The organism is Actinomycetota bacterium (genome assembly GCA_035765775.1).
GTDB lineage: Bacteria > Actinomycetota > CADDZG01 > JAHWKV01 > JAOPZY01 > DASTWV01.
In genome coordinates this window covers 1-19,580 of the sequence record DASTWV010000013.1, presented here as the reverse complement: position 1 = coordinate 19,580, position 19,580 = coordinate 1, and the positions used below count along the sequence as shown (strand labels likewise).

Annotated in this window: 18 protein-coding genes and 1 pseudogene; 10 read left to right on the top strand and 9 right to left on the bottom strand. The window is 68.5% G+C overall.

Annotated features, from left to right (window positions below; all coding sequences use genetic code 11):
* Window positions 1-85: 85 nt before the first annotated feature.
* Complete coding sequence (locus VFW71_02480; protein HEU5001630.1) at window positions 86-1,171, top strand: helix-turn-helix transcriptional regulator; 1,086 nt, start codon at window positions 86-88, stop codon at window positions 1,169-1,171.
* Between the two features lie 69 nt (window positions 1,172-1,240).
* On the opposite strand, the gene VFW71_02475 is transcribed toward VFW71_02480, so the two are convergent.
* The 4 genes from VFW71_02475 to VFW71_02460 all read right to left on the bottom strand — a co-directional run bounded on the left by VFW71_02475 (window position 1,241) and on the right by VFW71_02460 (window position 2,268).
* Window positions 1,241-1,501 (bottom strand): Txe/YoeB family addiction module toxin, encoded by a 261-nt coding sequence (locus VFW71_02475; GenBank protein HEU5001629.1) that lies wholly within the window; start codon window positions 1,499-1,501, stop codon window positions 1,241-1,243.
* Complete coding sequence (locus VFW71_02470) at window positions 1,498-1,746, bottom strand: type II toxin-antitoxin system prevent-host-death family antitoxin (protein ID HEU5001628.1); 249 nt, start codon at window positions 1,744-1,746, stop codon at window positions 1,498-1,500. The genes VFW71_02475 and VFW71_02470 overlap by 4 nt, the downstream gene beginning before the upstream one ends.
* 114 nt (window positions 1,747-1,860) lie before the next feature.
* Window positions 1,861-2,121: a DUF2442 domain-containing protein gene (locus VFW71_02465; GenBank protein ID HEU5001627.1), complete on the bottom strand. Its 261-nt coding sequence runs from the start codon at window positions 2,119-2,121 to the stop codon at window positions 1,861-1,863.
* Window positions 2,122-2,130: 9 nt separating this feature from the next.
* Window positions 2,131-2,268: a DUF4160 domain-containing protein gene (locus VFW71_02460; GenBank protein HEU5001626.1), complete on the bottom strand. Its 138-nt coding sequence runs from the start codon at window positions 2,266-2,268 to the stop codon at window positions 2,131-2,133.
* A 65-nt stretch (window positions 2,269-2,333) separates the two neighbouring features.
* Here VFW71_02460 and VFW71_02455 point away from each other — a divergent pair, with 65 nt between their 5' ends.
* Together VFW71_02455 and VFW71_02450 are read left to right on the top strand one after the other, a co-directional pair.
* The gene (locus VFW71_02455) at window positions 2,334-2,771 is read left to right on the top strand and encodes a transposase (GenBank protein ID HEU5001625.1); all 438 of its coding nucleotides are present in this window, start codon (window positions 2,334-2,336) and stop codon (window positions 2,769-2,771) included.
* Window positions 2,768-3,442 (top strand): integrase core domain-containing protein, encoded by a 675-nt coding sequence (locus VFW71_02450; GenBank protein HEU5001624.1) that lies wholly within the window; start codon window positions 2,768-2,770, stop codon window positions 3,440-3,442. Before VFW71_02455 ends, VFW71_02450 begins: the two co-directional genes overlap by 4 nt.
* A gap of 298 nt (window positions 3,443-3,740) precedes the next feature.
* Here VFW71_02450 and ppsA read toward each other — a convergent pair whose 3' ends face one another.
* The 3 genes from ppsA to VFW71_02435 all read right to left on the bottom strand — a co-directional run bounded on the left by ppsA (window position 3,741) and on the right by VFW71_02435 (window position 9,778).
* Window positions 3,741-6,140, bottom strand: coding sequence for a phosphoenolpyruvate synthase (ppsA, locus tag VFW71_02445; GenBank protein HEU5001623.1), 2,400 nt, complete (start codon window positions 6,138-6,140; stop codon window positions 3,741-3,743).
* Window positions 6,141-6,219: 79 nt separating this feature from the next.
* Complete coding sequence (locus tag VFW71_02440) at window positions 6,220-9,102, bottom strand: cation-transporting P-type ATPase (protein HEU5001622.1); 2,883 nt, start codon at window positions 9,100-9,102, stop codon at window positions 6,220-6,222.
* Between the two features lie 100 nt (window positions 9,103-9,202).
* Window positions 9,203-9,778, bottom strand: coding sequence for a CBS domain-containing protein (locus VFW71_02435; protein HEU5001621.1), 576 nt, complete (start codon window positions 9,776-9,778; stop codon window positions 9,203-9,205).
* Window positions 9,779-10,207: 429 nt separating this feature from the next.
* On the opposite strand from VFW71_02435, the gene VFW71_02430 reads away from it, so the two are divergent.
* A complete protein-coding gene (locus tag VFW71_02430; GenBank protein HEU5001620.1) occupies window positions 10,208-11,866 on the top strand; it encodes a GAF domain-containing sensor histidine kinase in 1,659 nt (552 codons plus the stop codon).
* A 41-nt stretch (window positions 11,867-11,907) separates the two neighbouring features.
* Here VFW71_02430 and VFW71_02425 read toward each other — a convergent pair whose 3' ends face one another.
* Window positions 11,908-12,324, bottom strand: coding sequence for a universal stress protein (locus VFW71_02425; GenBank protein HEU5001619.1), 417 nt, complete (start codon window positions 12,322-12,324; stop codon window positions 11,908-11,910).
* A 146-nt stretch (window positions 12,325-12,470) separates the two neighbouring features.
* Between VFW71_02425 and VFW71_02420 the strand changes: the two genes are divergently transcribed.
* The 3 genes and pseudogenes from VFW71_02420 to VFW71_02410 all read left to right on the top strand — a co-directional run bounded on the left by VFW71_02420 (window position 12,471) and on the right by VFW71_02410 (window position 14,807).
* A complete protein-coding gene (locus VFW71_02420) occupies window positions 12,471-13,124 on the top strand; it encodes a response regulator transcription factor (GenBank protein HEU5001618.1) in 654 nt (217 codons plus the stop codon).
* 442 nt (window positions 13,125-13,566) lie between these two features.
* Window positions 13,567-13,884, top strand: a pseudogene (locus VFW71_02415) (universal stress protein).
* A 38-nt stretch (window positions 13,885-13,922) separates the two neighbouring features.
* Window positions 13,923-14,807: a universal stress protein gene (locus tag VFW71_02410; protein ID HEU5001617.1), complete on the top strand. Its 885-nt coding sequence runs from the start codon at window positions 13,923-13,925 to the stop codon at window positions 14,805-14,807.
* Here the strand turns inward: VFW71_02410 and VFW71_02405 are convergent, their stop codons facing one another.
* A complete protein-coding gene (locus VFW71_02405) occupies window positions 14,808-17,585 on the bottom strand; it encodes a GNAT family N-acetyltransferase (protein ID HEU5001616.1) in 2,778 nt (925 codons plus the stop codon).
* Window positions 17,586-18,214: 629 nt separating this feature from the next.
* On the opposite strand from VFW71_02405, the gene VFW71_02400 reads away from it, so the two are divergent.
* The 3 genes from VFW71_02400 to VFW71_02390 all read left to right on the top strand — a co-directional run bounded on the left by VFW71_02400 (window position 18,215) and on the right by VFW71_02390 (window position 19,497).
* Window positions 18,215-18,703 carry a flavodoxin domain-containing protein gene (locus VFW71_02400; protein ID HEU5001615.1) on the top strand — a complete coding sequence of 163 codons (489 nt, stop codon included), beginning with the start codon at window positions 18,215-18,217 and terminating at the stop codon, window positions 18,701-18,703.
* A 67-nt stretch (window positions 18,704-18,770) separates the two neighbouring features.
* Window positions 18,771-19,085, top strand: a complete 315-nt coding sequence (locus tag VFW71_02395; GenBank protein ID HEU5001614.1) for an ATP-binding cassette domain-containing protein — start codon at window positions 18,771-18,773, stop codon at window positions 19,083-19,085.
* Between the two features lie 247 nt (window positions 19,086-19,332).
* Complete coding sequence (locus VFW71_02390) at window positions 19,333-19,497, top strand: hypothetical protein (GenBank protein ID HEU5001613.1); 165 nt, start codon at window positions 19,333-19,335, stop codon at window positions 19,495-19,497.
* Window positions 19,498-19,580: the final 83 nt, after the last annotated feature.

The window sequence follows — 19,580 nt, the reverse complement described above, 5'->3', positions numbered from 1 at the left end:
TCAGCCTGCCGGCGAACGCGGACCGGCTCAATCCCCGCTTACGGGGATGACCGGCGTCCGCGAGCGGTCATAGACTTCTGGAGCAATGCGTCGTAGGGAGCAGCTTCGCCAAGCCCGCCGGGACGTGATCTCCATCGCATCCACCGGCCTGGCGTCGGCTGACCTCCGCTCGCGGGTGCTGGCGGCACTCAATAAGGTCTTGCCGGTCGATGCCGCGTTTTTCGCTTCCACCGACCCCACAACCCTTCTGTTCACCGGGGCGACCACGCGGCACATCCCGCCCGACGCCTCGCAGCGCTTCCTCGACAACGAACTGCGCGGTGGCGACGTGAACCACTTCGTCGATCTCGCCCGGGGGCCACGAGCAATCGACTCCCTGGACCGGGCGACGGCGGGCCAACGCGCCACGAGTCCGCGCTACCGGGAGATCCTGGAGCCCCTCGGCCTGGGCGACGAGCTTCGGATGGCGTTTCGTTCCGGCGGGACGACCTGGGGGTTCCTGTGCCTGCACCGAGAAGACGCACAGGCGGGATTCGGAGCCGAGGAGGCCGCCGCCCTGCGCTTCCTTGCCCCCTATGTCACCGACGGCCTCCGCCGGGCTGCCATCGCCGGGGCGAGCGATCACCCACGGGCAACCGGGACGTCCTCGCCCGGCGCCGCTGTCCTCATCCTCGAGTCGGACCTGTCAGTGGCGGCGACGTCGATGGCTGCGGAGCGGTGGCTGCAGGCGATGCTCGCCGTCGATGAGACCCGCTATCGGGGCCTGCCGACCGCCATGGTCGCGTTGGCGGAGCGCATCTCCCTGCTCCACAGCGAGGACATCGCCGAACCGCCGGGCCCGCCCTCGTGCCGGGTCCGCACCGCAGAGGGATGGCTGGTCCTGCACGCCTCGTTACTCCAGGCGGGATCGGGGCCGCAGATCGCCGTAGTCATGGAGCCCGCCACCCCCCACCAGCTGGCCCCGCTCTACCTCGAGGCCTTCGGCCTCACCGCCAGGGAGGCCGAGGTGACCCGCCTCGCCCTCCAGGGCTGCTCCGGGCCCGAGATCGCCGCCGCGCTGCACATCGGGGCCGATACCGTGCAGGATCACCTGAAGGCTGTCTTCACCAAGGCCGGGGTGCGCAACCGCCGGGAGCTGGTGCTGGCAATGTACGGGGTCCCGGCGATCTGACCGCGGGACCGATGGCCGTGCCAGGCAGCGCGAATCTCGCTATGGGCGAGCTCTCGGCGCCCGCCCTGCTTACCCTTCGTAGTGGTAGCGGGCCTGCAGAACGACTAGGTCGGCGCCAAGTGTCTGATAGACGGGCCGGTGCTCCTCGTTGATGCGGCGCGACCACGCCCCGCTGATTCCATACTTGAGGGGCTCTGGTTTGCCGATTCCGCTCGTGGGATCGCGTAATGAGTCATCCAGAAGACGGTTGATCCGCTTAACAACGGATCGTTCGACGCTCTGCCAGTACTTGTAGTCTTCCCATCCCTGCGGAGTGAAGACCAGCCTCACTCCCGGTCGAGAGCGTGCTCTGCGGTCTCGCCGGACCGTGCCGCCTCCGCCGCATCAAGCAGGCGCCGTGCGTTGGCCGGCGACCGGAACAGGTAGGCCGTTTCCTGCCAGGCCGCGTACTCGTCGGCTGACATCAGTACCGCGTTGCCGCGCTTGGATGTGATCTCAATAGCCGTCCGATCGTCATTGACTTTCTCGATCAACGGGAATAGGGCTCGACGCGCCTCGCTCGCCGTAATTGCCACCGCGACCTCCTTCTGGTACAGGAAACTGTACCACCCGTCGACGACTGGCATCGTCTTCGAGCACTCTCGCCGCCGTACCGCGTGAACTGCAATAGGTTTGAAGCAGGCCTCCAGTCAGGCGCTGAGCCGTTGCTGGGTAGCCAGCTCGTAGAGCATCTCGGGCGCGATGTCTGCCCCATTTGGCCACACGATCGTCCCAAGCTCTGGGTCCAAGTGAACCTTGTCGAAATACTCAGGCTCTGCTAAAGATGCGAATATACCGCCCCATTCTCGATTGGTGAAGTCAAGCTCCCCAGCGAAGCCGTCGGCAAAGGTAACGCGGAGCCTGTGCGTCCCCACCACCCGCACGTCTGTGACGTCAATGAGTTCAGTCATGTGTCCATCCTAAGGAAGTGACGCAATGGGCTCCAGGAGCTGTTCCGCCCGTGCTCGACGCCAGTTCTCCTCCAACTCGCTCTGATGCATAGTCGCCCATTCTCGGACCAGCCGCATGGCGCGCTCAGGGAGCGTGCCCGCTAGCACTCCGAGGCCCGCGATCGCGATCGAGGCCTGCTCTCCGGCGTAACGAGCGTGGAAGTGCGAACGCCATGCTCATGAAGGTACATGGCGATGACGATCCCATAAAGGTGCTCACTTTGGGCACGTTCGGAGACTACCGCCTGGTTACGCCTGATCCTCCCCCCGTCCACCGGAGCCACCTGGACCAGCCCTTGAGGTTGGGGAGAGGATGTGCCCGTGAACAAGTCGTACACGGCGAGTTCCGACGAGACGCGATTGCGTTGGTGCACACGTCGGGCAGGCCGATGGCCCAGATCGCCAGGGAACTGGGGGTCGATGACGCCACCCTTGGCAAGTGGGTCCGAGACGATCGACGAAACAACAAGAAAGCCGGACTTCCCCCCGGCCCGGAGGATGCCGAGATGCAGGAAGTCCGGCGCTTGAAGAAGCGCATCGCTGAGCTGGAGATGGAGCGCGAAATCTTAAAACGAGCTGTGGTCTTCTGGGTGAAGGAGTCGAACGAGTGAGGCTCTACCGCTTCATCGACTCCCAGAAGACCAGCTTCCCCGTGAAGATCTTGTGCCGGGTGTGCGAGACCTCGACCTCGGCGTTCTACGACTGGGCCGGCGCCACGTGCGCCGGCCCGGATGCGGCCACGATCGAGGAGTCCTACCTGGCCAACCGGATCTACGACATCTGGTCGGGCTCCCGCCGCCGCTACGGGGTTCCTCGGGTCACCGCCCAGCTCAGCCGGGAGGGCCGGGCTGCTGACGACAAGAAGGTGGCCCGGCTGATGCGGATGCTGGGCATCCAGGGCATCTGCGGGCGACGCAAGGTGGTCACCACCCGCAAGGACCCTGCCGCCACGCCAGCGCCGGACCTGGTCCAGCGCGACTTCCACTCCGACCACGGCTGCCAATACACCAGCGCCGAGTACGCCGAGCTGTGCACCAGGCTGGGCATCACCCGCTCAATGGGCACCGTCGGCGACTCCAACGACAACGCCATGGCCGAATCGGTGTGGGCATCGCTCAAAAGAGAACTCGTTTACGAGACTCATTTCAAAACAATAGCGGAGGCCAGAGTGTTTGTCTTTGAGTGGATACTCTGGTACAATCAAACACGCCTTCATAGTTCACTGGGCTACGTACCGCCAGTCGAATTCGAGGAGCGACTCAAGACCCGCACCGCAGCCTAGATTGTGTGTCCGGCTGACGGGGGAAGCCCAACTGCCGCTTCCCCCCGAGGCGGCCACGGCACCTCGGGTGTTGGGGGCTGAGGCTCGGCCCCAGCGTCCGCCTGGGAAAGCATGCCGATCCGATCGATGTCTCCCGCAGGGAGAGTGACAGCGCCTCCTCCCACCTGGCACCGGCTGCCGATGCATCGCCGAGATCCCCACTGCGTTCGAAGCGCTTGGCGTAGGCCAGGCCGACGTTGGCCAGCCTGATGGCGCCTTCTCGCACTGCCGCTCCGGCACCCACCGACCGCCGGCGGCGTCAAGGATTGCTCCGACCGGTCCGGGCTTCCAGGTCGACCAGCCTGGCGGTGGTGCGCACGACCGTATCGGGATTGAGGCTGATCGAGTCGATACCGATCTCGACCAGGAACTCGGCCATGTCAGGGAAGTCGGACGGTGCCTGGCCGCACAGCCCGGAATGGATGCCGTAGCGGTGGCAGCCCTCGACCGCCAGGCGGATCATCTCCTTGACCCCGGGATCGCGCTCGTCGTAATCGAAGGCCACAAGCTCGCTGTCCCGGTCGATGCCGAGGGTGAGCTGGGTTAGGTCGTTCGACCCGATGGAGAAGCCGTCGAACAGCGGGGCGAAGTCCTTCAACAGGATCACGTTGTTGGGGATCTCGCACATGGCATAGATCTTCAACCCGTACTCGCCCCGGCGAAGCCCCAGCTGCGCCATCCGCTCCAGCACTAGTTGCGCCTCGGCCACCCGCCGCACGAACGGCAGCATGAGCACGACGTTGGTCAGTCCCATGTCCCGCCGTACCCGAAGCATCGCCCCGCACTCCAGAGCGAAGCCCTCCTCGTAGGCGGGGTGGGCGTACCGGGAGGCGCCCCGGAAACCCAGCATCGGGTTGTCCTCGGCCGGCTCGAAGGCGGCACCGCCCAGCAGGCTGGCGTACTCGTTCGTCTTGAAATCCGACATGCGCACGACCACGGGCCGCGGCCAGAAGGCGGCGGCGATCGTGCCGACCCCTTCGGACAGCCGCTCCACGAAGTACTGCCCGCCGTCGCGATAGCCCCGGCACAGCCGGGCAATCTCCTGGCGGGCCTCCGCATCGGTGACCCGTTCGGGGTGGATCAACGCCAGCGGGTGAGCCTTGATCGACTCGCTGATGATGAACTCCATCCGGGCCAGCCCCACCCCGTCGTTGGGTAGGAACGAGGTCTTGAAGGCGAGGTCCGGGTTGCCCAGGTTCACCATGATCTTGGTGGCTGGCCGGGGGAGGTCGCTCAGGTCGGTGCACTCCACCCGGTACGGAAGCTTCCCCGCGTAGACCCGCCCGGTCTCGCCCTCCGCGCAGGACACCGTCACCGGTAAGCCCCCTCGGACGGTGGTCGTGGCGGTACTGGTGCCCACGACCGCGGGGACCCCCAACTCGCGAGCAACGATGGCGGCATGGCAGGTGCGGCCTCCCCGGTCGGTGACGATGGCGGCGGCGGTCTTCATCACCGGCTCCCAGTCCGGGGTGGTGGTCTCGGCCACCAGGACCTCCCCCGGCAGGAACTCGTGCAGGTGTGACAAGTCCGCGATGAACCGGGCCGAGCCGCTGGCGATCCGCTCGCCCACCGCCCGGCCTTCGATCACCACCGCGCCCGGTTCCTCCAGCACGAAAGTCTCTAGGGTGGTCGTCGCCCGCCGGGCGGCGACGGTCTCCGGCCGGGCCTGCACGATGTAGAGCCTGCCGTCGTCGCCGTCCTTGGCCCACTCGATGTCCATCGGCCGCCGGTAGTGGTCCTCGATCTCGAGCGCGTAGCCGGCGAGCGCCAGGGCGTCGTCGTCGCTGATGCAGAACCGGTCCTGGTCCGCCTGCGGGGTGGCGACATTTCGGGTGCTGTGGCCGGTTCCCCCCTCGACCATGATCAGCTTCATCTCCTTGCTGCCCAGGCGCCGGCGCAGCACTGCCCGGTGCCCGTTGCGGAAGGTCGGCTTATGAACGTAGAACTCGTCGACGTCCACTGCGCCCTGGACGACGTTCTCCCCCAAGCCGTAGGCGCCACTGATGAAGACAACGTCCGGGAAGCCGGACTCGGTGTCCAGCGTGAACATCACGCCGGAGGCTGCCAGATCGGACCGCACCATCTTCATGACCCCGACGGACAGGGCGACCTTTTCGTGCTCGTAGCCCGAGTCGATGCGGTAGTGGATCGCCCGGTCGGTGAACAGGCTGGCGTAGCAGCGGCGGGTGGCCTCAATCAGGTTGTCCGCGCCCCGGATGTTGAGGAACGATTCCTGCGCCCCGGCGAAGCTGGCCGTCGGCAGGTCCTCGGCCGTGGCGGAGCTGCGCACGGCGAGGCGCACGCCGTCGCCGTACTCGGCCTGCAGCTGCCCGTAGGCAGCAAGGATCTCGCTGACAAGATCCTCCGGCAATCCGGCGCCGTAGACGATCTCCCGGGCCAGCTTGCCCCGCTCCGCCAGATCGTCGACATCCGTAGGGTCCAACCCGTCCAGGGTCGCCCGCAGTTTGGCCGCGGCACCGGCGGCGTCGAGCGCGTAGCGGTAGGCGTCGGCCGTGATCGCATAGCCGTTCGGGACCAGCAGGCCGCGGGCGGACAGCGTGCGGTACAGCTCCCCCAGCGAGGCGTTCTTCCCGCCGACTTGGGGGACGTCGCCGATCCCGAACTCATCGAAGAATTTGAGGAAGCGGTACTCGCTCATTGCCATCCTCCCTCTCGCGCAGTGAGCCGCAAGCCGTGACGACGGTGTCGCAGGCAAAGCCGGTGATGCGCCCCGACCATCATGGCGCCCCGCCCGGCGCCGCCCCAGGGCCCAATGACCCCCGTCGTGCAGGCCGGCCGGATCGCGCTGGAGCGGCTCCAGCCCGACCGCGGACCAGCCGCTTTCTGAGCTCTTCGGCAAAGAAGATCGCCGGGAGGAACGCCGTGAAGTACACCCACCACAGCAGCGGGACGGAAGCCGTCTGGAAGACGGGGTGCAGCCAGGGTAGGTAGATCAGGGCGACCACGAAGGCGAGCTCGAACGCGATGCCCCACAACAGCAGCCGGTTGCCGGCCAGCCCGACCCGGAACACCGAGGCCCGCTCGGTCCGGCAGGCGAACGCGTTGCCCACTTGCATGACGACGATGCCCAGGAACACGATGGTGGCGGCCTCGGCGCCCGTCCGGGGCGCCGGAGCCGGGGCTCCCCAGCGCCAGCCTGCGGCGTGCAGGAACAGGAAGAAGGCGGACGTCACCACCGCGGTGCTGAGGCCGCCGAGGAAGGCGTAGCCGCGCAGGAGGGAGCCCCCGCTCAGCAGCCGTTCACTCCTTGGGCGGGGAGGCCGGGCCATCACGTCGGGCTCCGGCCTCTCGATCCCAAGCGCGAGCGCCGGCAGTGTCTCCGTGCCCAGGTCGATCGCCAGGATCTGCATCACGGTCAGCGGCAGCGGCACCCGGAAGAGGGCGTAGAGGATGAACGGCAGCGCCTCCGGCGAGAGGTGGGCAAAGATGTACACGATGAACTTGCGCATGTTGTCGAAGATGGCCCGGCCTTCTTCGACGGCGCCGACGATGGTGGCGAAGTTGTCGTCAACCAGGATCATGTCCGCTGCCTCCCTGGCCACATCGGTCCCCGCCCGCCCCATGGCAACCCCGATGTCGGCCCGTTTGAGCGCCGGGGCATCGTTGACGCCGTCGCCGGTAACGGCGACCACCTCGCCCATCGCCCGCAGCAGGGACACCACCCGGAGCTTGTGCTCGGGAGTGGCACGGGCAAACAACACCTGGCCGCCGGCAAGCAGCTGGCGCAGTTCGTCGTCCGAGGTGGCGTCGAGGTCGCCCCCGTCCACCACGGTGAGCGGTCCGCCTCCGACGATGCCCACTTGGCGGGCCACCGAGGCCGCGGTCAGCCCATAGTCGCCAGTGATCATCACGATCCTGATCCCCGCCTGATGGCACTTGGCGACGGCATCCGCCACCTCCGGGCGGGGGGGATCCTGCATCCCGATCAGCCCGGCAAGGACCAGGTGCCGCTCGATCTGGCCCGGTTCTGCGGTTCCCAGCGTGCTCTCCTCGGCGGCGCTGAAGTGCCGGTAGGCCATCGCCAGGACGCGCAGCCCCTGTGCGGCCAACCGGTCGTTCTCCTCCGCTACCTGCTGGCGGAGCTCGGGCGTGAGGGCGACCTCAACCCCGTCGCGCAGCAGCGCCGAGCAGTGGGCCAGCAGCTCCCGTGGGGCGCCCTTCACGTAGACCACCACCTGTTCGTCGCCCTGCGAGCTGCGGTGGATCGTCGACATCCGCTTCCGGCGGGGATCGAAGGCCAGCTTTCGGACGAGCGGGCGGAGGGCCTCCTCGGCCTGGCGATCCAGACCTGCTTTGGCCGCCGCCACTAGCAGCGCCCCTTCGGTGGGGTCGCCGCGCAGGCGCCATGGTTCCCGCTCGGTGGGGGCAACAAGCGCGGCTGAGTTGCACAGCTGGCCCACACGGAGCGCCGGGAGGAATGGGGCCAGCTCCCGGGTGCCGGCCGGCTTCCCGCCGACGTCGAGCCGGCCGACCGGTTCGTAGCCCGACCCGGTGACAGTCGCCGAGCGGCCACCAGCCCACAGCTCGCGGACCGTCATCTGGTTCTCGGTCACCGTCCCGGTCTTGTCCGTGCAGATGACGGTGCACGATCCCAGCGTCTCGACCGAGGACAGCCGCTTGACGATGGCGTTCCTGGACGCCATTCGCTTGACTCCCATCGCCAGCGCGAGCGTCATCGTGGGAAGCAGCCCCTCAGGGACGTTGCCCAGCACGATCCCAATCGCAAAGATGGCGCCGCCGCGCAGGCTGAGATCGCCCGCCGCGTGCCCGATGAAGAAGAACCCGGCCCCCATCGCCAGCGACAGCAGGGCGACTCGTTTGGCGACTTTGCCGACCTCAATCTGCAGGGGGCTCGGCGAATCCTCCACGGCCTGGGTGAGGGCGGCGATGCGCCCGAACTGCGTACCCATCCCGGTGGCGAACACGACCGCCGTCCCCTCCCCGGAGGTCACCGTCGTCCCGGCGAAGGCCAGGTTGGGCGCCATGATGACGGTCCCGGGCCGCTCCGCAGCTGGTTGGGCCACCTTGTGGGTGGGCGACGCCTCGCCCGTCAGGCTCGACTCGTCGCACCGGAGGTCGGTGGCCATCACCAACCGCAGATCGGCCGGTACCCGGTCCCCCTCTTCCAGCACCACCACGTCCCCCGGGACCAGTTGGTCCACGCCAATCCGCACCACCGCGCCGTCACGAAGCGCCGCCGCATCGCCGGGCAGCAGTCGTTTCAGCGCGGCCACCGCGCGCTCGGCGGCGTGCTCCTGCACGAACCCGAAGACTCCGTTCAGCACGATCACCGCCACGATGGCGGCGGCGACGGTCACCTCCCCGGCAATCAGCGCCAGCAGGGCGCCAGCCCACAGCAGGAGCGCAAACAGGTGGACGAACTGTTCCGCCAGCCGTCGCGACCACGGTGGCCCGGGGAGCTCGACGATCCGGTTCAGCCCGGCCCAGGAACGCCGAGCCTCGGCTTCGGAGCTCGACAAGCCCGCCGGCGTTGAGGCCAGAGCGCGGTAGACCTCGTCCACCGGAAGCCGGACGAGGGTTTCTGGCAGGAGGCCCGCCGGCCCGCCGGTCACCGCTGCCGGTTGGACGTCAACGGCCACCGTTCACCTCGCCAGCGCCCGCCAACCACCGCCCGCTATCGACGTACCCGCCGGCCGTACCGGTCCTAGGCATGGCTGAGCTGCGTGGCGTCGACATCGGTCACGCCGGCGTCCTGGCGGCTTCCGTGATCAGGCCCTGCTCGATCTCGCCCTGGACCTCGCCTTGAAGGGTGACGACGCCGTCCGCAAGACGGATGCGGAGGCGGTGCGGGTCAATCCACAAGTCTTCGACCACGTCGTCGCGCAGGTCCAGGGCAGTCTCGCCATCGGCGCGGCTGAACACCTTCAGGACGTCGTTGCGGGTAACGATGCCCACGCACCTGCCGTCACGGACCAGGGAAAGCCGGTGGATCTCCTGGCGCAGCATGAGCCGGGCCAGCTCGGTGACTGGCATCTGCTCGGGAACCGTAATTGGCTCACGGGTCACGATGTCGGCGGCGGTTCCGCCAGGGTGGCGGCGGCGCTCCTCGCGGGAGCGGTTGGTGACCACATCCAGCCGGGAACGGAGGTCGTCCTCGCGCAAGGTCTTGACCAGTAGATCAGTCTCCGAAACCACGCCGATCACGCGTCCGGCCTCGTCGACGACCGGGATCCCTTTGAAGTGATGTTCCCCCAGGATACGGGCGACCCCTCCCGAGGAGGTGTCTCCGGTCACCGTCACCGGGTCGGGCGTCATGATGTCAACAGCTCGGGGCCGCATCACATCACATCTCCTTCGTCGAGTGGCATCACTATTTCTAGGACTCGGCCTCCCCGGGAGGGGAGGGCCACCCGGCCCACCGCCGGAGGGACCAATGTCCTTCGATGGATACCGACCCTATGCGGCGGTGGGCACGGGTTCGGGGCTGAAGTTCCGCAACTCCGGTCCGACCTGGCGCCGGTGCCACCGATCCATGAAACAACGCGGTCGAAAATTTGGCGCTGCATGGTGCACTACTCTCCTCGTTTGGTTGTCGCTATTTGCCAACCGTGACGCTACGCCGCCCGGCGCGGTGGGGTCAGGTGCCGAACGGCTTGTCTTGGCCGGTCCGCGAGGACCGGCCCCGGTCAGGCCGAACACGGCCGCCTGCCAATTCCCGAACGGCGTCGTAAACTCGGGCGCGTCATGGCCGACAGCCAGGGACCCCGGCGGCTGGACGCGTTGGTCGAATCGGCGATGGCCCTCGCCGGTGAGCACGAACTCGACCTGCTGCTGGCGCGCATCGCCACGCTCGCCCGCAAGGTGGTCGGTGCCTCGTACGGGGCCATCGGGGTGGTCCGCCAGGGCGCTCTGGTGAAGTTCCTCCACTCCGGGATGGATCCGGACACCGTGGAAGCGATCGGGCACCTGCCCACCGGAGAGGGTGTCCTCGGGGCGTTGCTGACCGAACGCGCTCCCCTCCGGCTCAGGGAAGTGTCGGAGCACCCGCGATCGGCCGGCTTCCCAGCCCATCATCCGACGATGCACTCCTTCCTCGGGGTGCCGATCGTCGTGCGGGACCGGATCTACGGCCGGCTCTATCTGACCGACAAAGAAGGCGGCCAGGACTTCTCCGACGAGGACGAACGGTTGGCAACCGTCCTGGCCGCCCAGGCCGGCTCCGCGATCGAGCGCTCGGAGCTGTTCGAGCAGCTACGGGTGCGTGGCCTGGAGCTGACCCAGCGCCTCGCTCAGCTTGCCTCGGTGAACCGGGTGGGGCGGCTGCTGGTCGCCCCCACGACCACCGACCAGATCCTGCGTGCGCTGGCCGAGGAGGCGCGCTCGCTCACCAACGGCACCCGGGCGACGGTGATGCTGCGCGACCCCGACAGCAACGACCTGGTCATCCGCCAGGCCGTGGGCGGACCGGAGCCGGAAAAGCTCATCGGGGCGCACCTCCATCCCGGGACATCGAAGTCGGGGGCCATCATGGACCGTGGCCGTCCCGAACGGGTGAACGACCTGAGTTCCGACCCCGAGATCAACGGCCAGGTGCGGCGCTTACTGGGCAACCCTGAAAATGGTGCGTTTGCGCCGCTGCAGATCCGCGATCGCCCGTTGGGCGCGCTGGCCGTCTACGGGCAGGCGGGCGGGCGGCCGTTCACCGATGACGACCTGCTTGTGCTCCAGATGCTGGGCAACCAGGTGGCCATGGCCCTCGAGAACGAACGGCTCAGCGGGATGCTGCGGGAGATGGCCGTGCTCGAGGAACGAGAACGCATCTCCCGTGAGCTCCACGACGGCGTCATCCAGGCCATCTACTCAGTTGGCCTGTCGTTGCAGGGGTCCATGGGATTGCTGGATAGGGATACCCCACGGGTGCGGGCCCGCCTCGACGAGGCCATCACCCGCCTGGACGACGTGGTGCGCGACGTGCGCAACTACATCTTCCAACTCCGCCCCCACGCCATCATCGAGCAGGGCGGTGAGGGCGCCATCCATCAGCTGATCAAAGAATTTGAGGTCAACACCTTGGCGCAGGTCGTTCCAGACCTCGACCGAGAAGCCCTCGCCCGCTTGAGCACCGATCAGGAGGCCAGCATGATCCAGATCCTGCGCGAGGCCCTGTCGAACATCGCCCGGCATTCGAAGGCGACGCAGGTCCACGTCGCTGTGAGCCCGCTCCCGGACAGCGTGCAACTCACGGTGGAGGACAACGGTGAGCCCTACGATCCGGCCACCGCCACCCGAGGGCACGGGCTCACCAACATTGAGAGCCGGGCGGCCGGTCTCGGCGCCACCTGGCTCGTCCAGCCACGGGAAGGCGGTGGAATGCGTCGCATGCTTGCGGTGCCCGTCCCGTGACGCCAGGCCCATGGACCGCGGGCCCGGGGAACGATCAAGGCTCAGGGTACGATCAGGACCGGCATCGTGGCGTGGTGCAGGAGGTAGCCGGATACGCTTCCCAGCATCAGGGCGGTGGGCAGGCGGAGCCCGCGACGGCCCACCACCAGCAGATCGATGCCGAACTCCGTGGCCTCGGTCAGCACCTCGTCGGGAGGATGGCCGAACGACCGGGACGTCGTGGTGGCGAAGCCCGCGTTCTCCAGGATCTGGCGGGACGCCGCCGTGGCCTCCTCGACAGCAGCCGCGATCGCCGCACGCCGCTCCAAGGCGTCCGCCAGGTCGCCCATGTAGCTGGTCGGCTCCATCGACACCGACAGCACGGTGTGCAGCCGGATTGTTCCCACGCTGGGATCGAGCACGCGGGCGAGGAAACGGGCGGCCCGGAGGGCATGGTCAGAACCATCAGTCGCCAACATGACCGAAAGGGAAGCTGCCGGGCTTGGTGAGCTCGTGAGATCCTGTTCCATGATCATGATTCCTCCTCCCCAACGCAGCCAGGATCCGGGGTGATTTCCAAGGTGTACGGGACACGAGAAAGTGAGCGCTGACGGCAATCCGCGTAATGTTCGTTGACGACCACGAGGTGGTCCGCAAAGGGCTGGCTTCCTTGGTCGAGGTCGAGGAAGACCTGGAAGTCGTCGGAGAGGCCTCCAGCGGCCCGGAGGCCGTCCGCGTGGCACCGATCTACCGCCCCGACGTCGTGGTGATGGACGTGCGCATGCCCGACGGCGGGGGGATCAAAGCCTGCCGGGCGTTGCGGGATATCCTCCCCGGCGCCTCGGTCATCATGCTCACCTCGTACTCCGACGACGAGGCGCTCTTCACCTCGATCATGGCCGGCGCCTCCGGGTTCGTGCTCAAGCAAATCCGGGGCCATGACCTCATCGACGCCATCCGCCGGGTGGCGGGCGGGCAGTCCCTGCTGGACCCGTCGATCACCGCCCGGGTGCTGGAGCGGCTGCGCAAGGCCAAATACGACGACAAGGATCCCAAGCTGGCGCGGCTGTCGCCGCAGGAGGAAAGGATCCTGGACCTCGTGGCCGAGGGCCGTACCAACCGGGAGATCGCCGAGAAAATCCACCTGTCCGACAAGACCGTGAAGAACTACGTGTCCAGCATCCTGAGCAAGCTGGAGGTCCAGCGGCGGTCCGAGGCGGCGTCCTACGTGGCCCGCAGCAAGGCATCCACCCATGCCGCGCCGCCAGACGTCGGTTAACGGCCCTTGAGCGATTTTCACGATGGTTTCTCCGGTCACCCAACCCGCTTGCTCGTCCCCCACGATGGCTCGACGCCAACGGTGGGGCTAGAGCCAGGTGGCCCCTCCTGTGTAGGCAAAGAGGGCCGGCGATCCAGGACCGTCACCCGTCGCGCCGCGTGAGCCGAGTAGATCCGGCAACGGGGGCCGAACGGAAGTGGTGACACCGGCGCCGACATCCGAGGATGGTGCCAGCGGCGTGGGGACGTCGCAGGCGCCGGCCGCGGGCGGTCCATTCGCACCGGCGGCCATCCGATGGCGGAGCGAGAAGAGGAAGGCGATGGGTGTGATCGTTGTCGGCGTCGACGGCTCGAGGGGGCTCATTGACGGCCGTGCGCTGGGCGGCCGAAGAGGCCCGTCTCCGCCATGACCGGCTGGTACTGGTCACGCCTGGCACGTCCCGGCATCGCTCAGCCTGGCCGACGCGGTCGGCCCCGCTGTCGACTGGTCGTTCCTGGAGGAGGCCGCGGCCAAGGTGGTGAAATGCGTCCACGGTGCCGTGGACGGTACCGGGATCGAAGTCGAGGAGCTGTTGATCAAAGATCATGCGGTCCCCGCTCTGATCCAGGCCTCGGAGGGTGCTGACGTGCTGGTCGTGGGGAGCCGCGGGCTGGGCGGCTTCTCCGGGATGATGCTCGGCTCGGTCAGCCAAGCGGTGCTCCACCACGCCACCTGCCCGGTGAGAGTGGTTCCGCTCGAGCCCGGCGAACATCCGGCCTAACCGGCCCCTAGCAACCGATCGGGGGGGAGGGAAGAGCTATGCATGTGGTGCTGGCGACGGACGGCTCGGAGGAGGCGGAGGCCGCCGCGTCGCTCCTGATCGCCGGCGCCCGCCGCGACACCGTCACCATCACCGCCTTCTCCGTCGCCACCCTGGCCGATACCGCGCCGGGGTGGCCGCCGGACTACCTGAAGGACGCGGTGGCCGAGGACTTGGAACGGGCCGAACGGACCTCGCGAACGGTGGCCGAGCACCTCGCTCAGAATGGGTTTCGCTCCAGTTCCCTCGTCGGCACGGGGCACCCGGGCGCCCAGGTGCTTCACGAACTCGATCGGGGAACCACCGACCTAGTCGTGATGGGCTACGGAAGGCACCGGTGGCTTGGGACGCGGCTGCTCGGCAGCACCGGCTCCTTCCTCCTCCAGGAAGCGCCCACTTCGGTTCTGCTGGCTCATCGCGCACCCGCCTCGCTCGAGCGCTGCCGGGTGCTGCTGGCCACCGATGGCTCGGCGGAGGCTCGCGTCGCCGCCTCCGGGCTGGAAGGATTCCTGGACCCCCACCGCTGCTCGATCAAGGTCGTGACCGCCTCGGCGATGCCACCCAAGTGGTCGACCGCGGTCGATTCCGGGCTAACCGCTCCCTATGTCGGCCCGCCGTTGACACCAGACGCCCTCGAGGAACTTCTTCAGACCGAGCGGGCGCTGAGCCAGGCCGGCTTTGCCGCCGAGACCGAGATGGTATTCGGACCGGTGAAGTCCAGCCTGCTGAATGCGGTGCGAGACGGCCAGTTCGACCTGGCGGTCGTGGGTTCCCGCGGGCTGGGGCCAATCCGGCGGGCGCTCATGGGTTCGGTGAGTGAAGCCCTGGTCAATCACGCCCCGGCAACGCTGGTCGGCCGGGCACGTCTGGGGCCGGCCGGCTGATCAGCCGGCCTGCGGGCGGGCCGGCGCCGCCGGGTTCAGCCGGGACCCCATGGGGCGCCGGGGAGGCGGGGGGGCAAGGCGGATCCGGGCGTCGAGCACGAGGCATCCCTGGCCCGCGGGACGCACGAAGGCGGGGTTCAGATCCACCTCGGCCACCGGCAGGTCCTCGACGAGCAGGCCCACCCGGCCGACCAGCTGTTCAAGGGCCCCGGAATCGAGGGCGGGCGAGCCGCGGTAGCCCTCGAGAACAGGAAACGTCTTGAGCGCCCGTACCATCTCCCGCGTCTCCTCCCGCGTCACCGGGGTGATCCGCACCGAGACGTCGCGCAACAGCTCCACCAGGGTTCCCCCGGCGCCGCAGGCAAGCAGGGGCCCGAACAACGGGTCCGTCACCACCCCGACGAACAGCTCCATGCCCGGGCCGGCCACCATCTCCTGCACCAGGAAGCCGTCTATGCCCGCTCCCAGTCCCGAGCTGGCAAGCGCCTCCTGCATGCGCTCAGCCGCAGCGACGGCCTCCCCCGGTGTGGCGAGCCCGAGCGCCACCCCCCCGACATCGCTCTTGTGCAACAGGCTCCGTGAGGTGATCTTGACGGCGACCGGCCCACCTATGGCCTCGGCTGCGGTCGCCACCTCCTGCGGGGTGGCAGCCGCCACCCCGCGGGCGACATCGATGCCGTAGCACCCGAGGAGCTCGGCAGTCACCAGCGGGCTGAGCCAGCCGGGACCCGGATCGGCGAGGAGCTGGGCCGCCAGCGCCGCCGCGCGAAGGTGGTCGATGTCGCCGAAGTGCCATGCGGTCCCCGCCGGAGCCCGGCGCCAGGCGGCGTAGTCGGCGGCACGGGCCAGCGATCGGGCCGCCGACTCCGGGAAGCGGTACGCCGGGATCCGCACCTCGGCGCCGTCGAGTGCTCGCTGCGCACCCTCCACACCGGCAAAGCAGGCTACGACCGTCTTCGTCGCTCCGCCGGCAGCGGCGAGCAGCCCGGCGGCCGCCTCAGCCGCTTCGGTGACGACGGGTGGGATGAAGGCGACCACGACGGCGTCCAAGCCGTCGTCGGCAAGCAGGATCTCGAGTGACCGCCGGTAGTGGTCGCCCGTGGCCGAGGCCAGCATGTCGACCGGGTTGCCGACCGCGGCCTGAGGCGGGAGGAACTCGCGCAGGGCGGCGGCGGCGGCCTCCCCCATCGCCGGCACCGCCAGCCCGGCGGTCTCGCAGGCGTCGGCGCACAGGACGCCGAGACCTCCGCCGTTGGTGAGGATGCCGACGCGGTTGCCCGGCGGGAGCGGCTGACGGGCCAGCACGCCGGCCACCTCGAACAGCTCCTCGAGGGTTTCGGTACGGATGATGCCGGCCTGCCGGAACAGGGCGCCGACGGCTGCCTCGCCCTGCGCCAGGCTGCCGGTGTGGGAGGCGGCGGCCCGCGCCCCTGCCTTGGAGCGGCCACTCTTGATGGCCACCACCGGCTTCGCCCGCCCCACCCGCCGGGCGACCCGGGCGAAGCGGCGAGGGTTGGCCAGGGACTCCAGATACATGAGAACCACACCAGTCCGGGGATCCTGCTCCCAGTACTCCAACAGATCGCTTCCCGTGAGGTCGGCCTTGTTGCCCAAGGAGGCGAAGCTCGAAACGCCGAGCCCGAGGGAGTTCATCTCGTCGAGGAGGGCGATGCCCAGGGCGCCGGACTGTGAGGTGAACGCCACGGTCCCCGCGGCCGGCAGCTCCGGAGCGAAGCTGGCGTTGAGCCGGACGTCCGGGTCCAGGTTGATCACCCCAAGGCAGTTCGGCCCCATGATCCGCATCCCGTAGGCTCGGGCCAGCTCAACCAGCGCTGCCTGGCGCGCCCGGCCTTCGGCACCGACCTCGGCGAAACCCGCAGAGATGACCAGGAGCGCTCGCACCCCCCCCTCGCCGCAGTCCCGGGCGACCTCAAGCACCGCGGGCGCGGGCACGACGATGACCGCCAGGTCGACGGCAGTGGGGAGTGTGCGGGCGGACGGGAAGCAGGCCACCCCGAGCACGGACTCTTCCTTGGGGTTGACCGGGAACACGGTGCCCTGGAACCCGCTGCTCACGAGATTGCGGAAGATCGCCGCCCCGACCGATCCCTGGCGCCGGGACGCCCCCACGACCGCCACCGTCCGGGGCCGCAGGAGGGCGGCCACGCCGGCGGCCGCAGCAGTGGCCTCCCGGCGATCGAAGGCCTCCAGCGCAGCGGGGGTGAGCGAGGTCGGGAACTCGAGATGCACCTCACCAGCAGACACCTCGCGCTCCAGCGGCAGGCCGGTGGCGCCGAAGACCCCCAGCATGGCGGTGTTGGAGCCGACGACATCGGCCTCGAAGGTTGTGATCCCCGCCTCGGCGGCCGCCTCCGCCAGGTGCTCGACCAGAATGCTGCCCAGGCCTCGGCCCTGCAGGTTCTCGTCCACACAGAAGGCGCACTCGGCGACCCCCGGACGGGTGGCGAAGTAGTTGGCAAGGGCGACGACTCGCAGCGACGGCCCCCCGCCATGCTCGGCCACCAAGCCGAAGGAGGCCACGTAGTCGACGGTGCAGAAGTAGCGCGCCTCGGACGGCCTCAGGCGGTGGACCCCGTGGAACCGGCGGGCCAGAGACTCGGTCGAGAGCCGGCCGAACAGCGCCAACACCTGGTCGGCATCCGAGGGCAGCACCGGCCGGATCCGCACGGTCGAGCCGTCCCGCAGCACCATGTCAGCGATGCGGTGAGCGGGGTAGCGGGCGGGGAGGGCCGGGTCCTGCCGGCTCAGCTCGGTCATCGCAGCCGATCGGTTCGCGCTGTCACGCCAGGGCGAGCATACGACGCCTGATTGGCGCCCGTTTGAAGCCGTCGCTGGCGGCGCAAGGGCGGACATGCGCAGAACGGGGCCGGCAGGAGTTCCGCACGCCCGTCCCCAGGTGGGGAGGTAGATGATGCTCTGGTACATCAGCCACGTGGCGTTCTGGCAGGTTGGCCTGATGTGAGCCGGGATGATCGCGTCTGGGTTCTGGTCATCTGGGCGGCGTAATGCGCTGCTCACCGCCGCCACCCGATGCCCCGACGGGCGGGCGTCCGAGGATGCCGGCAGCATCCTGGACCCGCGACACGCCCGGGGTGAGATCGACGTAGAGCAGTACCGCATGCTGCGCAAGGTCCTCGCGGCTAGGAACTGCTCAGGGCCAGCTCGGCGGTGGGCGGAAAAAGCTACATGTTAGGGAGAAAGTCCGCCCACCTCCGCACATACGCCACTGGGCCTATCCTGCAACCGCTGGGCTGACCTCGCTTCACCGGCCTAGATCGAGGAACCAGGGGAGCCCGGGCCACTCCGAAGGGCCCCCGGCGACCAGCCCAAACGGCTCTGTCGGCCCACGCTGAACCTGGCATAGCGTCGAGGCAAGGAGGTGCGCCATGCGTGCATTGATCGTTGTGGAATCCATCTATGGCAACACCAGGGCCGTCGCAGACGCGATCGCCGCCGGGCTGGCGACGGGCATGCAGGTGGACGTGGTGGACGTCGAGCAGGCCCCGAAGGATCCGGAGACGGATCTTCTGGTGATCGGCGGTCCCACCCACGCCCACGGCATGAGCCGGTCCTCGACTCGCAAGGGACGGGTCGGCATCCGGGAATGGATCGACTCATTGGACCCGGTGCGGACTGGCTGGGCGGCGACCTTCGACACCCGCTTCCCCAGGCCAGGGTGGCTCGTTGGCTCGGCGGCAGGAGGGGCGGCGAGGCACCTTCGGCGGAAGGGCTTCCATCTCGCCGCTGCCGCGGAGAGCTTCTACGTCACCGATGCCAAGGGCCCGCTGGTCGACGGGGAACTTGCCCACGCTCGGATGTGGGGCGAGGAGATGCAGCACCAACTCGTGGGGAAGGGCCATGTTCGCGCGGCATAGCTATGCGCGGCATGGCCACGACGAAGCGCCCCCCACGGCAACGGGGGCGACGCCCATCGTCGAAGCTGTGGGTGTCACGACCCCGATCGTCGAGGCCGTGGGCGTCACCAAGATCTACGACACCGGGCGGGTCCAGGTCCCGGCCCTCAATGGCATGGATCTCCGCCTGGCGAGCGGCGAGATGGTGGCGGTCATGGGGCCGAGCGGGTGCGGGAAGACGACCCTCCTGAACTGCCTGTCCGGCCTGGACTCCATCGACGGAGGGGTGGTGCGCATCGAGGGGGTGCCCCTCGACCAGATGTCCGATCGGGAGCGCACCCGCTACCGGGCGGAACGGATGGGCTTTGTCTTTCAATTCTCTACAACCTCATGCCGGTCCTGACCGCGGTGGAGAACGTGGAGCTGTAGCTGCTGGTGGCGAGGCGTCATCCCAAAGAGGCCCGGGTCAAGGCGATGGAGGCAGGCCTTCGCAAAGGGCTCTTGAAGCCATCCTTGCGTAGCGCTGGAAAGAGGGAAGCCTGAACCGGAGGCATTTCGGGCCGGTCCAGCGCGCTAGTCAAGAGCGACCCCAGAAGATGGCCCTCGGTGCCCAGGCCCGTGCGTACGCCGACCACGTTATCGGCGCCCACGTGAAGGAGGTCGCCGGGGGCAAGACCTGCGACCAGGTCAGCACGGCGGCGCAGGCCAATCCGAACGACACGACTCTCGCGAACCAGGCCACCACGCTGTTCAAGGATGTCAATGGCCAAGTCGCGCGCCCCACTGGTGGCCAACTAAAAGTCCCCACCTCCTGAGCATCTACGGGGGTCAGGGCTTGGCGGGAGCGATCACCTCCTCCTTCACTGGAGCCCCCACCTGGGCGCGGGCTTTGGCCTCC